Origin of the sequence: Corynebacterium sp. HMSC077D03 (genome assembly GCF_001808545.1) — a bacterium.
GTDB lineage: Bacteria > Actinomycetota > Actinomycetes > Mycobacteriales > Mycobacteriaceae > Corynebacterium > Corynebacterium simulans.
This window is the reverse complement of sequence record NZ_KV793704.1, coordinates 14405-32157: the sequence shown is the minus strand read 5'-3', so window position 1 is coordinate 32157 and position 17753 is coordinate 14405. Positions and strand designations below refer to the sequence as shown.

Here is a 17753-nt window from a genome sequence, read left to right as displayed (position 1 = left end):
CTTAACCGAGCCGAAACGCTTAACCTGCTTACATGAAGAAAGTACACCTAGCGTGTGCAGCGAGCGCGCTGGTTCTCGGGGCGTCGCTAAGCGCGTGCTCAGCCGGACACACGGCGGTCAAACCCACCGCCAGTGATTCGCTGACCATTGCCGCAACCGGCGCTGCTACCTCTCTCGATTTCACTAACGTCGGTGGAGCTGCCATCCCCGCCGCACTCATGAGCAACGTCTACGAAACCCTCGTACGCATCGAGGGCGACGAGATTGTGCCAGGCCTCGCCGAAAGTTGGGATGCGAAAGACACCACCTATACCTTCCACCTGCGCCATGGTGTGCAATTTAGCAACGGCGACGAATTCACCGCCGAGACCGCTGCTTATTCCATCAACAACGTGAAGGAAAAGTGGACCAACGGCATCTCCAAGCAGATGGAGGTAGTAGAAAGCGCCAAGGCGCTGGACAAATACACGCTGCAGGTAAAGCTGAAGAAACACTCGAATAGCTGGCTGTGGTCCATGGGCACGGCAATCGGTGCGATGATGACGCCAAACGCCATGGATTTAGCCACCCAGCCTGTGGGCACGGGACCCTTTGAGCTTGCCGGATTTGCGCCCGGTGAATACATCTCCCTGCGCCCGCACCAGAATTACTGGGGCAAGGTGCCAAAAGAGCAGGTGACCATCCAGTACTTCCCCGATGCAATCTCTTCGGTCAATTCCCTAAAGTCCGGCGGCGTCGACGTGGTTTGGGCGATGCAGACCCCAGAGCTGCTCGATAACTTGGGCGAGGGAATCCGCACCGCCGTGGGCACCACCAACGGCGAGGTGCTGCTTTCCATGAACAACAACGCCGCGCCTTTCGACGACCCACGCGTGCGCCGCGCCGTGGCCTATGCCGTCGACCGCAAGGCCGCGAATCAGATTCTGTGGGACGGCCTGGCCAAGGACACCGGCGGCGCGCCCGTACCTCCTACCGACCCATGGTTCAACGAGAAGGACTATTACCCTTACTCCCCGCAGCGCGCGAAAGAGCTTTTGCAAGAAGCCGGCGCCGAGGGCGCGCACATCACGATTACCGCGCCGACCCTGCCCTATGCCCAACGCGTCTCTGAGCTTTTATACTCGCAGCTAACTGAGGTCGGCTTCGACGTCACCCTCGAATCCGCCGAGTTCCCCGCCGTCTGGTTGGGCCAAGTCATGGGCGCGAAGGATTACCAAATGTCCCTGGTCTCCCACGTGGAGCCGCGCGATATTCCGACGCTCTTCGGCAACCCGGACTATTACCTGGGCTATGACTCGCAGAAGACCCGCGACCTGCTTTCCGCTGCGGATTCCGCCCCGGAGAGCAAATACGCCGCGGGCATGGAAAAGGCCGTGGACCAAATCATGGCCGATGCCGGTGCGCTGACGCTGATGAACATGCCCAACATCGTCCTCTACCGCGACGGCATCGAGGGCCTGAACCCGAACCAGGTAACCGACGCCATCGAACTGGCAGATCTCAAGGAGGCACCGTGACCTATCTCAAGGCTCTCGCCAAGTTCGTGGTGACCTTGTTCGCCGCCTCCATCGCCATCTTCCTGCTCATGCGCGCAGCCCCGGGCAACCCGGCGCGCGTGGCACTGGGCGTTAACGCCACTGACGACGCCGTCGCCGAGCTGACCACCGCCTTGGGCCTCGACCGCCCGCTTTTGACGCAGTACTTCGATTGGGTCGGCGGCCTGCTCAGCGGCAACTTCGGCACCTCCCTGGCCTCCCAACAGGACATCACTCCGCTGGTGGTTGACCGCGCGCAGGTCTCGCTGATCTTGGTGGGGCTGGCGATCCTCTTGGCCCTCGCCGGCGCCGTGCCGATTGGCATGTGGCTGGCGCGCACGGGCAACACGTTCGTCTCGGCACTGACCCAGATTGGCATCGCGATCCCAAGCTTCCTCGTGGGCATCATCATGGTGGCCTTCTTCGCGGTGCGGCTGGGTTGGCTGCCGGCCAATGGCTGGATTCCGCCGGACCAGGACTTCGGTGGCTTTATCGCCCGCCTCATCATGCCAGTGATCTCCCTGGCCTTGGTGCAGGGTGCGATGCTCACCCGCTACGTGCGCTCCTCCATCGTGGATGTGATGGACCAGGATTACATCCGCACCGCCCGCGCGCTGGGTCTATCCCACGCGGAGGCGCTGCGCCGCCACGGCCTGCGCAATGCGGCCCTGCCGGTGCTCACGGTCACGGGCCTGCAGCTGACCACGCTGATTGTGGGTGCGGTGGTCATCGAGTCCGTCTTCGTCATTCCGGGCCTGGGCAGCATGCTTCTCGACGCCGTGTCCAACCGCGATCTCACCACCGTGCAGACCCTGGTTATGCTGTTGGTCTTTTTCACATTGGCCATCAACTTGGCCACCGACTTGGCCTACCGCGTAATCGATCCGCGTTTGAAGGAGAAGCGATGAAGAAGTTGGGTTTCGTTCTCGTCGGTATCACCGCCCTCCTCGCGGCGGTCTCCCTTTTCTGGACGCCTTATGCCCCGAACATCGCCTCGCCCGATTTGCTGGCGGGCAGCTCCGCTGAGCATCTCCTCGGCACCGATCGCTTTGGTCGCGACATCACCTCGCGCCTGATGGTCGGCGCACGCATCACGCTCTTCGTGGGCGTCATCGCCGTCGGCATTGCCGCGCTCGTCGGCGTTCCGCTCGGTGTGGTGGCGGGCATGCGCCGCAATAGCATCCTCGACTCCCTCATCATGCGTGGCTCCGATCTGCTGCTGGCTTTCCCTGCCTTGCTACTGGCCATCATCGCCGGCGCGGTATGGGGTCCGTCGACGATTTCGGCCATGATCGCCATCGGCATCGCGGGAATCCCTTCCTTCGCCCGCGTGGCACGCTCTGGCACCCTGCAGGTGGTCACGCAGGACTTCATCGCCTCGGCGCGCGTGTCCAAAGTTCCAGCGCCCACCATCGCGGTGCGCCATATCCTGCCTAACATCGCCCCGCTTATCATCGTGCAGTCCTCCGTCTACTTCGCACTCGCGATCCTCGCCGAGGCCGGCCTTTCCTACCTGGGTCTCGGCACCACCCCGCCCACCGCGTCGTGGGGCCGCATGCTGCAAGATTCCCAGTCCCTGCTGGCCAGCCATCCCATGCAGGCCTTCTGGCCGGGCCTTGCCATCGCCGCCACGGTGCTGGGCTTTAACCTGCTTGGCGACGCCCTGCGCGACATCCTCGATCCCCGCCTGAAAGGAGGCAAGCGATGATTACCGTCACCGACCTTCGCATCCATAACGGCGATAAAACGCTCGTCGGCCCTTTGAACTTTTCCTTGGATGCCGGCGAGAGCCTCGGCATCATCGGTGAGTCCGGCTCCGGCAAGTCCCTGACCGCGCTGTCCATCATGGGCTTACTGCCAAAGAACCTCCACGCTGAGGGTTCCATCGAGTTTGGCGGACGCGAGCTCGTGGGCCTACGCGACCGCCAGGTGCGCAAGCTACGCGGCGCCAACATGGCGATGGTCTTCCAGGAGCCGATGAGCGCGCTTGATCCGCTCATGCGCGTGAGCAAGCAGCTGCGCTACGCCGGCGCGTCTGCTGAGGCGCTCAACGAGGTAGGCCTCGATCCGGCCCTTGCCTCGCGCTTCCCACACGAGCTGTCTGGTGGCCAGCGCCAGCGCGTAATGATTGCCATGGCCATGGCCCGCAACCCCAAGCTGCTCATCTGCGACGAGCCCACCACGGCCCTCGATGCCACCACGCAAGACGGCATCCTGGACCTCATCATGGAACTGACCCAGCGCCACAACACCGCGCTGCTATTCATCAGCCATGACCTACGCGTCATCCGCCGCATGTGCCCTGAGACGTTGGTCATGCAGGACGGCCAGATCGTCGAATCCGGCGCGGCGCTGGACAACCCCCAGCACCCGTACACCAAGCACCTCATCGCGGCCTCCCAGTCCAAGCCGGCCGCCACTGAGCCGAAGCTCGGCGAGGTTGTCATTTCCCTCGACCACGTCACCAAGGCTTACGGCTCCACTACTGCGCTTTCCGACGTCTCCCTCGAAGTACGCAAGGGCGAGCGCATCGGCGTCGTCGGCAGCTCCGGCTCCGGTAAGACGACGTTGCTCAAGCTCATCACCGGCCTTGAGCAGCCGACCTCCGGGTCCGTGAAGGTGGAAGGCCGCGTGCAGATGGTATTCCAGGACCCGCAAGGTTCCCTCAATCCGCGCATGCCGATCTGGAAGATCGTGGCTGAGGGCTCGCCCACACCGGTCACGCGTGCCGAGATTACGAAGGTCTTGGCGGAGGTCGGCATCGACGAGGATGCCTTGGACCGCTTCCCCCACGAGTTCTCCGGCGGCCAGCGCCAGCGCATCTCGATTGCCCGCGCGGTCATCGGCAACCCGGACATCCTCCTCGCCGACGAAGCGGTCTCCGCCCTCGACGTCTCCGTGCGCGCCCAGGTCCTCGAGCTGCTTGAAAAGCTCGTTGAAAGCTACGGCCTGACGCTGGTGTTCATCTCGCACGATCTGGGTGTGGTCAAGCAAGTGTGTTCTAGCCTGACTGTCATCCACCATGGTGAGCTGGTCGAACGCGGAGTATGGTCCGCCCCACAGCACCCGTATACCAAGTCGCTTCTTAAGGCTGCGCAGGGGTAACGTATGCCGCGATATGAGCGAATTGATTGAGCATCCCCTACCGCAACGCCCGCGCCCGCTACAGCTTTTCACCGCCTACAATTCTTCGGTGACTCGCTGGCCGGGCGCGATGCGTGCTGCTCTCGCCATCGCCATTCCCGGCGCGCTCGCCATCCTCACCGGCCACCCCGACGCCGTGCTGTTGGTCACCGCGGGCGCGATGTCCGTCATTTACGGCGAGGGGCACCCCTATCGCCCCCGCCGTTGGGTGATTCTCACTGCGGGCGTGCTCCTTACCTTGGCCGCTACCGTTGGTTCGCTGGTGGGTGAGCTCGTCTTCGCCCCGGGCCACGGACACTGGTGGCTTTTGCTGTCTGCGGCCTTTGCTATTTCCATTGGCGCGCTCGGCGCCTTCCTGCAGAATGCGCTACGCCTGCCGCCGCCGGGTTCCTTCTTCGTAGTGATGGTCGGCGGCGGCTCCACCATGCTCGCGCGCACCGACATCACCCCCTTTGCGGTCGCTGCGTGGTCCGTTGCGGGTGTCATCGCTGCGTACTGCCTGGGCATGCTGCCTCGCTTCCATTCCCCGCACGGTCCGGAGACCCGCACTGTCGCGACCCTAGAGAAGGCCACTGCCGCCTTTGAGAACTCCACAACCGACGTCTTGGCACGCCACCATCAAGCACAGACGGCGCTGGCGAATACGTGGCAAGCGCTTTCCGACGCCGGTATCGTCCGCGGCGGCCGCGTCGTCCAAGCATCACAAGGCCACCTCGTGGAGCGTGCCCTTGCCGCGCAGAACCGCATCGTGCAGCACAACCAGTCGCTGGATCTCTCTACCAACTCGGATGAGCTTTCTGACTCCCCAACCTTGGTCGACCCAAACCGCACCGCCATCCCGCACACCAAGTCGACGATGCGCTACCGCATCTACCGCGCGTCGGTGGGCAACTCGCATGCGGTGGTGACGGTAGAAAAGATTCTGCTTGCGGCCATCGCCACCACGCTCGTGGGCCTTGCGCTGGGCCTAGATCGCCCGGACTGGGGCGCAGTTTCCGTGCTGCTTCTTCTGCAGTGGGGCCCGGACCATGTGCCCGGTACCATCCGCGGATTGCAGCGAATGGTGGGCTCGCTGCTCGGTGTGTGCGTGTTCTACCTCATTGCGTCCTTCGGATTAGAAAGCTGGACGCTGCTGCTCGCGCTCGCTGCCTGCCAATTCTGCGCGGAGATCTTCGTGGTCAAGAACTACGCCATCTGCGTCATCTTCTCCACGCCCCTGGCGCTGCTCATGGGCCATACGGCCGATCACTTGGCGTTCACGGCCTTCTCCCGCATCAGTGAGATCGCGCTGTCGGTGGTCTTTTCCTTGCTGGTGCTTTGGCTATGGAAGCCGCGCGCCCAGCTGACCAACCACTACCGTCTGCAGGTCCGCTGCCAGGAAGCAATCACCAGCCTGCTGGGCGCACTACTTTTCTCGACCCCCGACGAGTCCCTAGCCGCTCGCCGCGACCTGCAGTACGAGCTGCTTTCTGAGCGCCGCTCCATCCAGTCCATTGCAGTCAACCACCCGCAACACGTGGGTGAGTTCTGGCAGCGCCACCTTGCCCTGCAGCATGCGGGCTATTTCATCTTGGATTATTGCTCAATTCACCCGGACGAGGTTCCGGGTGACATCAACGCGCTGGTATCCCTAGCTCGAATAGACTTCGAAAAGTAGAGATTTATCGAGCACATGCTCTTCGATGCGCTCAAAGACCTCAAAAGCCGATAGCAACTCGGCATCTGCGACGTCGTACGAAGAATCATCAAAATTTGGCAGTTGCATTCGTGGCAATCCAATCCATTAGAAACTCTGATTCCCCGATACTAGCGGATAAGCTAGCGCTGCTCCAGCACCGCAATCGCGATATGCACACGGTTCGTGCCGCCAATCTTTTCCAAGATGTGCTTGATGTGCGTCTTGACCGTAGCCACAGAGACATAAAGCTGCTCCGCGATTTCATTATTGTCCAGCCCCTTCGCAACCAGCTGCGCCACCTCGTTTTCGCGCGCACTCAAATCCGCCAGGACGAGCGGCTCTTGCGGCTGGGCATGCGGAATCGCCAGCAGGTTCTGCAGCGCTTTAGGGCTAAGCAGCTGCTGGCCCTGCGCGGCCGCCCGCACTGAGGCGACTAATGCCTCAGGCCCTGTGGCCTTCAGCAGAAACCCCATCGCTCCCGCGTGCAAGGAATCGACGATGAATTCGTCGGTATCGAAGGCCGTCAGCATCACCACAGGAATATCGGGCACGGCTGTCTTCAGCTGCGCCACCGCCTCAATCCCGTCCATGACCGGCATACGGATATCCATCAGCACAATATCCGGGCGTTGTTGCGTAATCAGCTGCACGCCATCGCGCCCATTGCTGGCCTCGCCCACCACTTCGATGTCGCCTGCGCCCTCTAGAATCAGACGGATGCCGCGGCGCAGCAGCTCCTCGTCGTCGACAAGCACAGCAGAAATCATCGTTCCTCCATTGGCAAATACAGGCTCCAGCTAAACTCTTCGCCATCTTCTACGTCTAGGCGCCCGCCCACCAAGCGTGCGCGTTCGCGCATTCCGATAAGCCCATGCTCGCCGCCGCTTGCCGACGCCCCCTCTACCTTCCGGTTGCGCATCGTCACCCGAGCCAAAGCACCATCTTGGGCTACCTCGATCGCAATCTTTTGCCCTGGCGCATGCTTGCGCGCATTCGTCAGGCCTTCTTGCACGGCGCGACTCAATGTATGTACACCCATAGTCGAAATCTTATCTAAGCAATCATCGCGGTACTCAAGCGTGACCTTGGCACCGGCGGCGCGCGCCCGCACTACGTGATCGTCGATGCTGGTGCGCGGGTCAATTCGATCATCGATACGCAAAGAGCGAATGACCTGCCGCAGATCGGTCACCGCCTGCTCGGCCTCTTTTTGGATAGTCGTAGCGGATTCCGCCACCTGCTCCGGCGGCAAATCCTTCCGGTACGCCAGTCCACCGGCATATACAGAGATAAGGCTTAGCCGATGTGAGAGCGAATCGTGCATATCGCGGGCGATGCGGTTGCGCTCATCCTGGCGAACTTTTTCGTTTTCTGCTTCCAGGGTCTGTTTATTCAGCTCCGCGCGCGCCACCAGTGTGGCCTGACGTTGCCGGCGACTATGGCGCGCGACGCCTATCAACAGCCCTGATAGAACCAACACGGCCCAGACTAAGGCATACCCGAACAACGCCATAGGCACGGTTTCGAAAGAGTCCGGCTTATAAACCTTGACGCCATAACTTAAGGTGAGCACCGCCGTTGCTACCAATGTCCAGCGCTTGCTTCCACGCGAGACCAGAGAAGCATAGGCAACGAAGACCGTCAGTGATAACTGATGCAGTCCCGCCGAAGCGCAAATGATCACCGCGCTAACCAGCGCGGAGACCGGACCAGGATAGCGTTCGTAAATGCTAAACTCCCGCGGCACGTGCCGCAGCGCAAAGGCCAGCAAGACCCAGGTGAGGATGCTCACCGACGTCCCAATAACGGCCTCAGTAAGGATGCGATCATCCCACGAATTGCCAGAGCGCTCGTCGAAGCGCAGGAGCATCGCCCCCATCGTGGCTATATCAGCCAACACACACACGGCGACGATGGCGGCACGCCGCCACCGCGTTACCCCGTTTAACGTGTTGAGGTAGGTGGCATGCCGCTGCTTTTCAATCCAGTTCTTAATCTTCGACTGTGCCGTACTCATCTCCACCCACAGTAGTAGGAGGCCTAGAGCCACAAATCCACCCTGGGGTGGATTTAACGCATAGCCGTTCTCCGTAGCGTCGGAGACATGGACAAGAAAGTATTAACAGCCCTAGCCGCAGCTACTGCGTATTTCGTGGCAGTGCCGGCGGCAAGCGCACTGCTGCCTGAGCCCACTACCCCGACGAGCGCCGTCGCCTTCCACGATGTCGCCATCACCGATCTGGAATGCGCGCAAAGCCCGACATATCTTAACGACTCCCCCCGATGGGAATGCGGGGATACCACCATCGGCGCTGACCCCGCCCAGACCTTCGGGGAACCTGAGACTTCGTTACTACGAAAGCACCGCTATATTCTCGATACCCCTTTCCTCTCGGATGCCCCGGTACGTCAGCCTCAGAAAAATCTCTATCGCCTCGACGAAGGCGACAAGGTAACCGTCCTGTACGACTCCGACGATAAGAAGCTGTTCTTCCATCTCGAGGGGCCTGACGCCGCCCGCTATGCAGACAAAATGGAGGTCAAATAATGAAATACCTATTTTATGTGCTCGCTACCGCGGGTCTCGCTTACTCCGTGCACTTCGAGTTTAACCAGTCTTACGTCACCGCCAGCCTCATCGCTGCACTCATCCATGTGGTGATCTGGACTTGTGCCTCCTGGCTCGCGTTCCGAGGCCACCGCGGCACGGCCCTAGGCATGCTCTGGGGCGCGGCGTGCACCGGCCCGGCTGTCTTCTTCAACTCGCACTTCACCACCATCTTGGAAAAACTGCAATTGCAGTGGCTAGATGCCGCTGGCTTCGCGCCAATTACTGAAGAGACTCTGAAGTTCATTGGTGTTCTGCTCATCTGTACTTACTTCATTAAGCCCCAACGCACTCGCGACTTCGTCTACGTCGGTATCGCCGTAGGCATGGGCTTTGCGATCGTGGAGGATTGCACCTTCATCGCACACCTAACGCTGAAAGACCTCGACTCAGATCTCATGGGCGCAACTACTGGGGTGCTCATGAGGTTTATGAGTTGCACCTTCGCACACTCCCTCTTTACCGGCATCGCGGCATATGGCTTGGCCCGTGGCCGCGCACTCGCCGGTTGGATGGGCGGCGTCACGGTTCACTTCTTCACGAACCTCTTTCCCTCGCTGGATGCCACCTTCCCGGAGAGCCTCTGGCTGCCCATTGCAACTTTAGTGGTAGTGGGGGCAATCTGGATCGCGTCGCTCTGGTTTATCGTCCGCCAAATACGGCAATCGCGACGTGAACGCGGCTCGTCCCGCCGAGTTTCTTCAAAATCTTCTGCACGTGAGTCTTTACTGTCGGTAGCGAAATAAAAAGCTGCTCTGCAATCTGTTGATTGCTTAACCCATCTGCCACCAGCTCCGCAATCTCCATCTCGCGGTCGCTAAGGTGCGCCAGCCGCCTGTTCTTCCGCTTTGGCCGCGGGGAGAGCAGGCGTTCAAGTACCTCGCGGCTGAGCATCGGTTGGCCTGCCGCAGCCGCGCGAATGGAAGCAACAAGCGCTTCCGGTGGCGTCGATTTCAATAGGAATCCAACGGCACCGGCTTGGAGCGCATCGACAATAAATTCGTCGGTATCGAAAGCGGTTAACATCACCACAGGAATCGACGCCGGCAACTTCCCCAGCGCCTCGATACCATCCATGACGGGCATGCGAATGTCCATGAGCACGACGTCGGGAAGCGCGTCCAGCACCACTGCTATCGCATCCTTGCCATTAGAGGCCTCCCCCACCACCTCGATACCGGCATTGGCCAGCATGAGCCGCAGGCCACTGCGCAATAGCGCCTCGTCATCGACCAGCACCACCTTTAGCGCTTCGTCGGCAGCTGCAATTCCCATCCGAATTCATCTCCCTCCAGCATCCGAAATTCTCCTCCGATAAGTTCCGCGCGCTCAGCCAGACCCCGCAGCCCAAAGCCACGCCCCACTGGACCCGTATGCGGGTTGGATACGGTGAGCACGAGATTGGGGCCGCGCTTGGCGACGTCGAAAAGCACCGGCTTTCCCCGCGCGTACTTGCGAGCATTGGTGGCTGCCTCCTGGACCGCTCGATACAACGTGTGCTGGCCTAAGGTATCGAGCCTTTCTACTATGCCTGGATCAGTGGAATAGCGCAGCTTAACGTTGTCATCTCGAATGAGCGTTTCGATGCTTGCTCGTGGATCTTCTGTTGCCTCCTGCCGCAGAGCATAAAGCACAGCGCGCAGATCCTGCACTGCAGCATTCGCTTCTTGGCGAATCGTCTCCGCCGCCGCGGAATACTCCTTGGGAACCTGCTCATTCTGAAAAGACAATGCCCCTGCATGCACGGCAATCAGCGACAACCGATGCGACAGTGAATCGTGCATGTCACGCGCTATCTCTTCCCGAATTTCGCGCTGTAGATTCTGTTGCTTCTCGCGGTTCTTGCCGCGCTGCATGCCAATCAGAAGCACGATTACGAGTACTGGAACGATGCCAAATTCCAACCAGCCTTCGAACTCACTCGCAGGGTTGAGAGGATAGACAGCGAGATAGCTAAGCGACGCCACTACTGCCGCCACCGACCACTTCACGGACCTCCGTGATGTCATGGACACCATGGCCACCAGCTGAGATAGCACGGCAAAATAAGAAAAGCCGCAAGCAATCACGACAACCCCGCAGACGAAGGTCTTCCGCGTTCCTGGGAAGTCAGATTTCTCCAGCTCCCGCGGATCATGAGAAATGGCCCATGGCAGCAAACCGCACGAAACCACCCCAGCGATGAAACTCAAGCAAACGAAGCCGGCATAGGCTCTATCGGTTTGCGGATCGATGTTGGGCACCCCCATGTCTTCTAAGTCGATGCCGATACCGATCAGCCCAAAGCAGCACCCGCCTAGGACGCAGAGCACGACGATGAAAGCTACCTGCCAACGGTTCCTAGTCATGATTCATACCTTAAAGGCCGCAAACTCATTCTTAAGGATGATTAATTACCAGCGACTGTTTAGTCATGACTTTTCATCGCTGCTTAAAACGCCCGATCCTTTACTTCTTCTTTTGGGCGGTGCTGAGCGCCGTGCTCTTCGTCGCGCTCATGATCGGTTACGCAATTTTCGCGCCAGACTCAAATCTCGACGACATGAACGCGCCGCTGCCATTTAGCATCATGATGCTCTCCATCATTGTGTTCCTCCCAGGCGCCTTTTGCCGACGCCGGCCCGGCACGGTGTGGTCAGGCGCTGGTCGGTTTCGGTGGGATTACGCCCGGCGCGCCCTTCTCGTGGCGTTGCCCGTTACGCTGTTGAGCTTTCTTCCGATTCTCCGAAATGGATTCTCCCCTGCTCCAAACGCTCTATTGATGCTGGGGCTGGCGGTCATCTTGGTGCCGCTGCAGTCAGTGACGGAGGAAGTTATCTTTCGCAGTCTGCTTCCCCAGGTATTCGGCCGGTGGCTGCGCTCGCCGTGGTTGGCCTATTTGCCCTCGATTCCGTTATTTGTGGCAGGCCATACTTATAACTGGATCGGGCTTGTTGACATCTTTGTCTTCGCCATCTGCCTAAGCGTGCTCACGGTGAAGACGAATGGGATCGAGTACGGATGCGTGATTCATGCGTGCAATAACTTCGTCTTCTTTACTGCTGGCATCTTGGGCTTTGTGGACGTTAACGCTGAGAATGTGGGGTGGGGCCAAACCCTGCTCAGCACATTGACCTGCATTGTTATCTCGGCAATCTTGTACTACTCAACGCCCTCCACCGCAGAGCGCATCACTCTTGTTGCCGGCGAAGGATGCGCGTCTTCGGCAGCCAAGCGCTCAAAGGCTACGGCGGCGAGTGCTGCGGCTTGGTCACCGAGCACCGAATCATCGAACCTCGCCAGCGGCGAATGATTCCACTCGCGCAGGTGCTCCGGGGTATCCGGATTGACGGTGCCGAACCACATAAAGGTGCCAGGTACCTGCGCTAGTACGCCGCCGAAGTCCTCCGAAGCCATCATGGGCGTTTCCATCGGAATGACATTTTCTGCTCCGAACATGCCACCCCATAGCGTCGCGGCAAATTGATTCTCGCGCGGGTTGGTTTTGGTTGCGGAATACAGAACCTCGAAATCCACCTTCGCGGTGCATCTATGCGACGCCGCGACAGAACTGGCCACTTCCACAACCATCTGGCGCACTTGCTCAATCTTTTCATCGCGCAGCACGCGCACTGTGGCGCCGAGCATGGCGTGATCAGGGATGACGTTGATGGCGCCGTCGCCAGCGCGCAGATTAGTCACCGTGATGACGATCGGCTCGTTGGCGTCGAAGCGGCGAGTCAGTGCAACCTGCAAGGCCATCTGAATTTCCCCCAGCGCTGCGACGGGATCGATGGCGTCATGCGGCCGCGAACCGTGGCCGCCCTTGCCATAGACAGTGATCTTCAGATTCGACGATGATGCCATCATGGGCCCGGAAATATGGTGGAAAGTGCCGCGATCCTGCGGGCCGACATGCAGGCCATAAGCAGCAATCGGACGGCGCCCCGCCGCATCGAGGACGCCCTCTTCGATCATCGGGAGCGCACCACCGGGGCCTTCTTCGCCGGGCTGGAACATGAATGTTACGTCGCCAAGCAAGTGCTCCTTCTGCGCGCACAGCAACTTCACCGCTCCGATGAGCCCGGCGGTGTGAAGGTCGTGGCCGCACGCGTGCATCATGCCGTTGGTGGAAGCGAAAGGATCGCCCGTCTGCTCACGGACCGGCAAGGCGTCCATGTCTGCGCGCAGCAGCACCGAAACCGGCCGTGGGCCGCGCTTGCCGCCGCGAAGGACCGCGACCACGGAGCTTAAATCCTGGCCGACCTGAATCTCCAACGGCAGGCCTTTGAGCGCCTCGAGGACCTTCTTTTGCGTCCGCGGAAGCTCGAGCCCGATTTCTGGGTTCTGGTGCATATCCCGCCGGAATTCCTGCAGCTGCGGTAAGAGCTTTTGGCCTTCCTCCAAGAACACCTCACTGGCAATGCGCTCACCAATTTTGGCAGCGGTAACTGGCAGCGGTGGAAGCTGCTGGCCGTGGCGAGGTGCCTTCTTCTTGATGGGTTCCATGAATCAATCCTTCCCGGGTTGGACCATCGAGCCTACATGGGACCTACCCCGTATCAAGCAAAGGAGAGTACCCCTCCTCTCGCTTCCCAGGCTTCCATCCTTTGGGCAACGGTTTGGCGCCAGTTCGCGGTGTCTGGCACGAGCACGCCCTCTGGGGAATTGGATTCCCAGCGCCCGTCTTCGAAGAGCCAATAAATCTCCCCGGTAATTGGGTCCATGATGTAGAAAGCCCGGCCATCAGTCTTGATGTTGTGACAGTGCTGGCAGAGGCTGACCAAGTTATCGGTGGAAGTTGGGCCATTTTCGCCATAGGGAACGCGGTGATCGAGCTGGTTGCGGTGGGCTGGCTTACTGCATCCCGGGCCGCGGCAGGTTCCATCGCGGGCCTCCACGAAGGCGCGAATGCCGGCGGTGGGACGATAAGTCTCGGTCTGTGCTGGCGCGATGTTGCGATAGGAGGCATCTGCAGGCGGGATAACGTAGCCATAGCCCGGAGCAAACGCGAGGGTGGTTTCTGCCTGCTGGAAAAGGTTAATCACGACCTTTTGCTCAACTGGCTCGAGCACGCAGGAAGCAAGTGCGCGAGCGAAGGAAATTCCTTCGTCCTCGGCGCGTTTGCGGACGACGCGATCGATTTTTTCGGCGGTCACGGCGTCAAGGTTGGCTTTAAACTCCCCGCGGCCTGCGTGACGCTCGAGTCTATAGCGGTCACGTTCTTCTTCGTCTTCGTCCTTCAAACAATTGTGCAAAGAGAGGACATCAGAAATTACGCTGCGGATGCGCGAAGCCTCCGGCAGGCGCTGGTTGGCACGGCTGGGCGTAAACAATTCCTCCAAGGCATCATCGACATGGGGCAGGACGCGCTCCTCGACGCCTTGTAGAGCCCTGCCGACGGCGAGGATTCGGTCAAAATCAAGGAACCAATCGAGCTTATTGAGACGAGTAAGTTTCGGTAGAAAAGAAAGTTTGCGGATGCCGTAGTAAAGATGTTCGGCTTTATAGGAAGTGATGCCGAGGTTGCGTGAGACGTCGTTGAAGGCTAGGTCAGCGTCGTCACCGGGTTGTGGAATGATCGATTGCAGTGCGAGCCAGTTGAGGCGATTGCTTTCCGTAAAAGCCCGCCCGGCCTGGTTCTTTGGATTCAGTGGAGCGAAGTAGGGTCCGTCCATCGAAGTCTCCTAGATTTATTTTCCGTTATCCGGCGATGCCGGTCAGCTTCCCCTCCAAGCTGTACAAACCCAAGATATAAAACACCCCGGACATCCGCAAGAGTGTTCGAAAAATTAGCCCCCGGCCGCTCCACCCCCGGGGACATCGATAAGCGCAGTATTAACCCTCGCCGTCGGTAGAAAGCGCTGCCACGAACGCTTCCTGCGGAACAGATACCGAACCGATGGACTTCATGCGCTTCTTACCAGCCTTCTGCTTCTCCAGCAGCTTACGCTTACGAGAGATATCGCCGCCGTAGCACTTCGCCAGGACGTCCTTGCGCATAGCGCGGATATTCTCACGCGCAATGATCTTGGAACCAATGGCGGCCTGGACCGGGACCTCGAACTGCTGGCGCGGAATGAGCTCTTTAAGCTTCTTCGTCATCTTGTTGCCGTACCACTGCGCCGAATCGCGGTGAACGATGGCAGAGAAGGCGTCGACCGGATCACCGTTGAGCAGGATATCCACCTTGACCAGATCAGACAGCTGTTCCCCCGCTTCTTCATAGTTCAGCGAAGCATAACCCTTGGTGCGAGACTTCAGCATGTCGAAGAAGTCGAAGATAATCTCACCCAAAGGCATGGTGTAGCGCAGCTCTACTCGGTCTTCAGAGAGGTAGTCCATGCCGCCCATCTGGCCGCGCTTGGACTGGCACAGCTCCATGGTTGGGCCTACGAACTGCTCCGGCACAATGATGGTCATCTTCACGATTGGCTCGTAGACCTCGCGCAACTTGCCGCTCGGCCAATCCGAAGGGTTGTGCACGAGGGACTCAGCGCCGTCTTCTGCAACCACGCGGTAGGTAACAGAAGGCGCGGTGGAAATCAGGTCCAAGCCAAACTCGCGCTCCAAGCGGTCGCGCGTGATTTCCATGTGCAAAAGGCCCAAGAAGCCGCAGCGGAAGCCAAAGCCTAGAGCAACGGAGGTCTCTGGCTCGAAGGTCAAGGAGGCGTCGTTTAGCTGCAACTTTTCCAGCGCATCGCGCAGGTCTGGGAAGTCCGCCTGGGAGATTGGGAAAAGGCCCGAATAGACCATCGGGTTCGGGTCCGCATAACCCTTCAGCGGCTCCTCGGCGCCGTTGGTTGCCCAGGTAACGGTGTCACCGACCTTGGTCTCACGCACATTCTTCACGCCCGTAATCAGGTAGCCAACCTCGCCCGGACCCAAGCCCTCGCACTTGCGCATGGTCGGCGAGACGATGCCCACCTCCAGCAGCTCATGGTTTGCGCCCGTAGACATCATGGTGACCTTCTGACGCGGGGTCAGCTTGCCGTCCATCATGCGGATATACGTGACGACGCCGCGGTAGGTGTCATAGACGGAGTCGAAAATCATGGCGCGCGCGGGGGCGTCGGCAGGCGCATCCGTGGTTGGCGGCGGCACCAAATCCACGAGTTTATCGAGCAGCTCCTCGACGCCCTCGCCCGTCTTGCCGGACACGCGCAGGACGTCCTCCGGCTCGCAGCCGATGATGTTGGCGATCTCGAGGGCGTACTTCTCCGGATCCGCAGCGGGGAGGTCAATCTTGTTGAGGACCGGGATGATCTCCAGATCATTTTCCATCGCCAGATAAAGGTTGGCGAGGGTTTGCGCCTCGATGCCTTGGGCGGCGTCGACAAGCAAAATAGCGCCCTCACATGCCTCGAGCGCGCGGGAGACCTCGTAAGTAAAGTCCACGTGGCCCGGCGTATCAATCATCTGCATGACGAACTCCTCGCCCGCATGCTCACCGGTGCGCGGAGCCCAGGGCAGACGCACGTTCTGCGCCTTAATGGTAATGCCGCGCTCGCGCTCGATATCCATGTTGTCGAGGTACTGATCACGCATATCGCGCGCGTCAACGACCTGCGAGAACTGCAGGATGCGGTCAGCCAGCGTCGACTTGCCATGGTCGATGTGGGCGATAATGCAGAAGTTTCGAATCTGGGAAAGATCCGTAAACGTAGTGGCCGCAAAGTTTTTAGACATGCGTCTACAATAGTCGACATGACTAGCGGCAACCCACTTACCCGCTTAAGGCAGGCGCTTGGCATCGCAGAACGCGAGCCAGTCGACGTCGGCCTTGCTCACATATCTAACAGGCTAGGCATGAACAATGCTGCTGAGCACCGTGAACCCCGCAAAGCAGCAAAGATTCGCATCGAAACCACCTCCTCGCATCCGCGCACCGTTTGCTTCTCCCCCGACATGGATGGCCAGGCCGATTCCGGCGAGGTGGTGTGGGTCTGGGCGCCTTCCGACGGCAAGCAATCACCGCCGCACGAACGCGCCGTGCTCATCATCTCCCGCACGCGCACCACTGTTTTGGGGCTTTTGATCTCCCCAAATCCAAACCACGCGCACGAGGAAGAATGGCTCGACATCGGCACCGGCGAGTGGGACGAAAGCGGCAGGCAGTGCTGGGTACGCCTAGATCGCATCCTCGAAATCTCTGAGGAAGAATGCCGCCGCCAAGGCACGCTTTTCCCGGAGCGCCGCTTTGAGCGCATCGCCAACCGTTTGCGTTCCCGCTATCACTGGGCGTGATTTGGGTTTTATCCCAGCTCCTGCTAGCTTTTTATAGGTTACTTACTTTCCGGGCGCGTTGGTCGGGGCGGTCAGGACCTTGGGTCCGCTCATCGAACATCAACGCCGCGCATTAATTCAGATGCAGGACATGTCCGGCAGGTTGGTTGCAGTTCAATCACTTTCGATTCCAAGAGGTAATTCAAATGGCAAACATCAAGTCCAAGAAGAAGCGCATTCTCACCAACGAAAAGGCACGTCAGCGCAACAAGGCTGTCCGTTCCGCAGTCCGCACCGAGATCCGCAAGTTCCGCGATCTTGTCACCGCTGGTGACAAGGAAGCTGCCGAGAAGCAGCTCCGCGTCGCTTCCCGCGCACTGGACAAGTCCGTGTCCAAGGGTGTCTTCCACCGCAACACGGCCGCCAACAAGAAGTCCGGTATGGCTAACGCCTTCAACAAGATGGCCTAAGCTTTTTAAAGCCTGACTTTTAATGCCTTTCCTCGCAAGAGGGAGGGCATTTTTTAATCTCCACTCCGAAAGATCCGCACTGATTTTCGAACGTGTCCGGCGGGCACGCTAGG

General features: G+C 59.7%; 17 protein-coding genes and 1 pseudogene. 10 read left to right on the top strand and 8 right to left on the bottom strand.

The features are described 5' to 3' along the window. The first annotated feature begins 32 nt into the window (after positions 1-32). From HMPREF2888_RS10190 to HMPREF2888_RS10170, 5 genes are read left to right on the top strand one after another with little or no spacing between them, the layout of a single operon-like run. Positions 33-1517, top strand: coding sequence for an ABC transporter substrate-binding protein (locus HMPREF2888_RS10190; RefSeq protein ID WP_070518736.1), 1485 nt, complete (start codon positions 33-35; stop codon positions 1515-1517). After that, entirely contained in the window at positions 1514-2443 is a 930-nt protein-coding gene (locus tag HMPREF2888_RS10185) for an ABC transporter permease (protein WP_083296644.1), read from the top strand. Before HMPREF2888_RS10190 ends, HMPREF2888_RS10185 begins: the two co-directional genes overlap by 4 nt. Continuing rightward, entirely contained in the window at positions 2440-3243 is an 804-nt protein-coding gene (locus HMPREF2888_RS10180) for an ABC transporter permease (RefSeq protein ID WP_061924007.1), read from the top strand. Before HMPREF2888_RS10185 ends, HMPREF2888_RS10180 begins: the two co-directional genes overlap by 4 nt. Then, positions 3240-4640, top strand: a complete 1401-nt coding sequence (locus tag HMPREF2888_RS10175; protein ID WP_070518735.1) for an ATP-binding cassette domain-containing protein — start codon at positions 3240-3242, stop codon at positions 4638-4640. The genes HMPREF2888_RS10180 and HMPREF2888_RS10175 overlap by 4 nt, the downstream gene beginning before the upstream one ends. Positions 4641-4653: 13 nt before the next feature. Then, a complete protein-coding gene (locus HMPREF2888_RS10170) occupies positions 4654-6336 on the top strand; it encodes an FUSC family protein (RefSeq protein ID WP_070518734.1) in 1683 nt (560 codons plus the stop codon). On the opposite strand, the gene HMPREF2888_RS13210 is transcribed toward HMPREF2888_RS10170, so the two are convergent. Genes HMPREF2888_RS13210 through HMPREF2888_RS10160 form a run of 3 tightly spaced genes read right to left on the bottom strand, consistent with a single transcriptional unit; the run spans position 6310 to position 8407 of the window. Further along, positions 6310-6444, bottom strand: a complete 135-nt coding sequence (locus HMPREF2888_RS13210; protein WP_256365590.1) for a hypothetical protein — start codon at positions 6442-6444, stop codon at positions 6310-6312. The genes HMPREF2888_RS10170 and HMPREF2888_RS13210 overlap by 27 nt on opposite strands. 53 nt (positions 6445-6497) lie before the next feature. After that, a complete protein-coding gene (locus HMPREF2888_RS10165; RefSeq protein ID WP_061924020.1) occupies positions 6498-7124 on the bottom strand; it encodes a response regulator in 627 nt (208 codons plus the stop codon). Beyond that, positions 7121-8407, bottom strand: coding sequence for a sensor histidine kinase (locus tag HMPREF2888_RS10160; protein WP_246815067.1), 1287 nt, complete (start codon positions 8405-8407; stop codon positions 7121-7123). The genes HMPREF2888_RS10165 and HMPREF2888_RS10160 overlap by 4 nt, the downstream gene beginning before the upstream one ends. A gap of 54 nt (positions 8408-8461) precedes the next feature. Here HMPREF2888_RS10160 and HMPREF2888_RS10155 point away from each other — a divergent pair, with 54 nt between their 5' ends. Both HMPREF2888_RS10155 and HMPREF2888_RS10150 read left to right on the top strand, forming a co-directional pair. Next, complete coding sequence (locus HMPREF2888_RS10155; RefSeq protein WP_070518733.1) at positions 8462-8905, top strand: hypothetical protein; 444 nt, start codon at positions 8462-8464, stop codon at positions 8903-8905. Next, a complete protein-coding gene (locus tag HMPREF2888_RS10150; RefSeq protein WP_070518732.1) occupies positions 8905-9711 on the top strand; it encodes a PrsW family glutamic-type intramembrane protease in 807 nt (268 codons plus the stop codon). Before HMPREF2888_RS10155 ends, HMPREF2888_RS10150 begins: the two co-directional genes overlap by 1 nt. Here the strand turns inward: HMPREF2888_RS10150 and HMPREF2888_RS12620 are convergent. Further along, complete coding sequence (locus tag HMPREF2888_RS12620; protein ID WP_083291062.1) at positions 9608-10240, bottom strand: response regulator; 633 nt, start codon at positions 10238-10240, stop codon at positions 9608-9610. The two genes, HMPREF2888_RS10150 and HMPREF2888_RS12620, sit on opposite strands and share 104 nt — an antisense overlap. After that, on the bottom strand, positions 10210-11313 hold the full coding sequence (locus HMPREF2888_RS10145; protein WP_070498075.1) for a sensor histidine kinase: 1104 nt from the start codon (positions 11311-11313) through the stop codon (positions 10210-10212). Before HMPREF2888_RS10145 ends, HMPREF2888_RS12620 begins: the two co-directional genes overlap by 31 nt. Positions 11314-11378: 65 nt before the next feature. On the opposite strand from HMPREF2888_RS10145, the pseudogene HMPREF2888_RS13310 reads away from it, so the two are divergent. Further along, a pseudogene (locus HMPREF2888_RS13310) lies at positions 11379-11984 on the top strand (lysostaphin resistance A-like protein); the annotation flags it as partial. A 122-nt stretch (positions 11985-12106) separates the two neighbouring features. Here the strand turns inward: HMPREF2888_RS13310 and HMPREF2888_RS10140 are convergent. From HMPREF2888_RS10140 to lepA, 3 genes are all read right to left on the bottom strand, one after another. Beyond that, complete coding sequence (locus HMPREF2888_RS10140; protein ID WP_061924032.1) at positions 12107-13453, bottom strand: M20 metallopeptidase family protein; 1347 nt, start codon at positions 13451-13453, stop codon at positions 12107-12109. Between the two features lie 53 nt (positions 13454-13506). Beyond that, positions 13507-14622, bottom strand: coding sequence for an HNH endonuclease signature motif containing protein (locus HMPREF2888_RS10135; RefSeq protein ID WP_070518731.1), 1116 nt, complete (start codon positions 14620-14622; stop codon positions 13507-13509). A gap of 160 nt (positions 14623-14782) precedes the next feature. After that, complete coding sequence (lepA, locus tag HMPREF2888_RS10130; protein WP_070518730.1) at positions 14783-16633, bottom strand: translation elongation factor 4; 1851 nt, start codon at positions 16631-16633, stop codon at positions 14783-14785. 18 nt (positions 16634-16651) lie between these two features. On the opposite strand from lepA, the gene HMPREF2888_RS10125 reads away from it, so the two are divergent. Further along, the gene (locus HMPREF2888_RS10125; RefSeq protein ID WP_062037877.1) at positions 16652-17191 is read left to right on the top strand and encodes a type II toxin-antitoxin system PemK/MazF family toxin; all 540 of its coding nucleotides are present in this window, start codon (positions 16652-16654) and stop codon (positions 17189-17191) included. A gap of 185 nt (positions 17192-17376) precedes the next feature. Next, entirely contained in the window at positions 17377-17640 is a 264-nt protein-coding gene (gene rpsT / locus HMPREF2888_RS10120; RefSeq protein WP_061924046.1) for a 30S ribosomal protein S20, read from the top strand. The last annotated feature ends 113 nt before the right edge of the window (positions 17641-17753 follow it).

Bases quoted from the DNA above. Each gene is read 5' to 3' on its own strand.
- HMPREF2888_RS10190 (WP_070518736.1), top strand. From the start codon at position 33: ATGAAGAAAGTACACCTAGCGTGTGCAGCGAGCGCGCTGGTTCTCGGG.
- HMPREF2888_RS10180 (WP_061924007.1), top strand. From the start codon at position 2,440: ATGAAGAAGTTGGGTTTCGTTCTCGTCGGTATCACCGCCCTCCTCGCG.
- HMPREF2888_RS10175 (WP_070518735.1), top strand. From the start codon at position 3,240: ATGATTACCGTCACCGACCTTCGCATCCATAACGGCGATAAAACGCTC.
- HMPREF2888_RS10170 (WP_070518734.1), top strand. From the start codon at position 4,654: ATGAGCGAATTGATTGAGCATCCCCTACCGCAACGCCCGCGCCCGCTA.
- HMPREF2888_RS13210 (WP_256365590.1), bottom strand. From the start codon at position 6,444: ATGCAACTGCCAAATTTTGATGATTCTTCGTACGACGTCGCAGATGCC.
- HMPREF2888_RS10165 (WP_061924020.1), bottom strand. From the start codon at position 7,124: ATGATTTCTGCTGTGCTTGTCGACGACGAGGAGCTGCTGCGCCGCGGC.
- HMPREF2888_RS10155 (WP_070518733.1), top strand. From the start codon at position 8,462: ATGGACAAGAAAGTATTAACAGCCCTAGCCGCAGCTACTGCGTATTTC.
- HMPREF2888_RS10150 (WP_070518732.1), top strand. From the start codon at position 8,905: ATGAAATACCTATTTTATGTGCTCGCTACCGCGGGTCTCGCTTACTCC.
- HMPREF2888_RS12620 (WP_083291062.1), bottom strand. From the start codon at position 10,240: ATGGGAATTGCAGCTGCCGACGAAGCGCTAAAGGTGGTGCTGGTCGAT.
- HMPREF2888_RS10145 (WP_070498075.1), bottom strand. From the start codon at position 11,313: ATGACTAGGAACCGTTGGCAGGTAGCTTTCATCGTCGTGCTCTGCGTC.
- HMPREF2888_RS10140 (WP_061924032.1), bottom strand. From the start codon at position 13,453: ATGGAACCCATCAAGAAGAAGGCACCTCGCCACGGCCAGCAGCTTCCA.
- HMPREF2888_RS10135 (WP_070518731.1), bottom strand. From the start codon at position 14,622: ATGGACGGACCCTACTTCGCTCCACTGAATCCAAAGAACCAGGCCGGG.
- lepA (WP_070518730.1), bottom strand. From the start codon at position 16,633: ATGTCTAAAAACTTTGCGGCCACTACGTTTACGGATCTTTCCCAGATT.
- HMPREF2888_RS10125 (WP_062037877.1), top strand. From the start codon at position 16,652: ATGACTAGCGGCAACCCACTTACCCGCTTAAGGCAGGCGCTTGGCATC.
- rpsT (WP_061924046.1), top strand. From the start codon at position 17,377: ATGGCAAACATCAAGTCCAAGAAGAAGCGCATTCTCACCAACGAAAAG.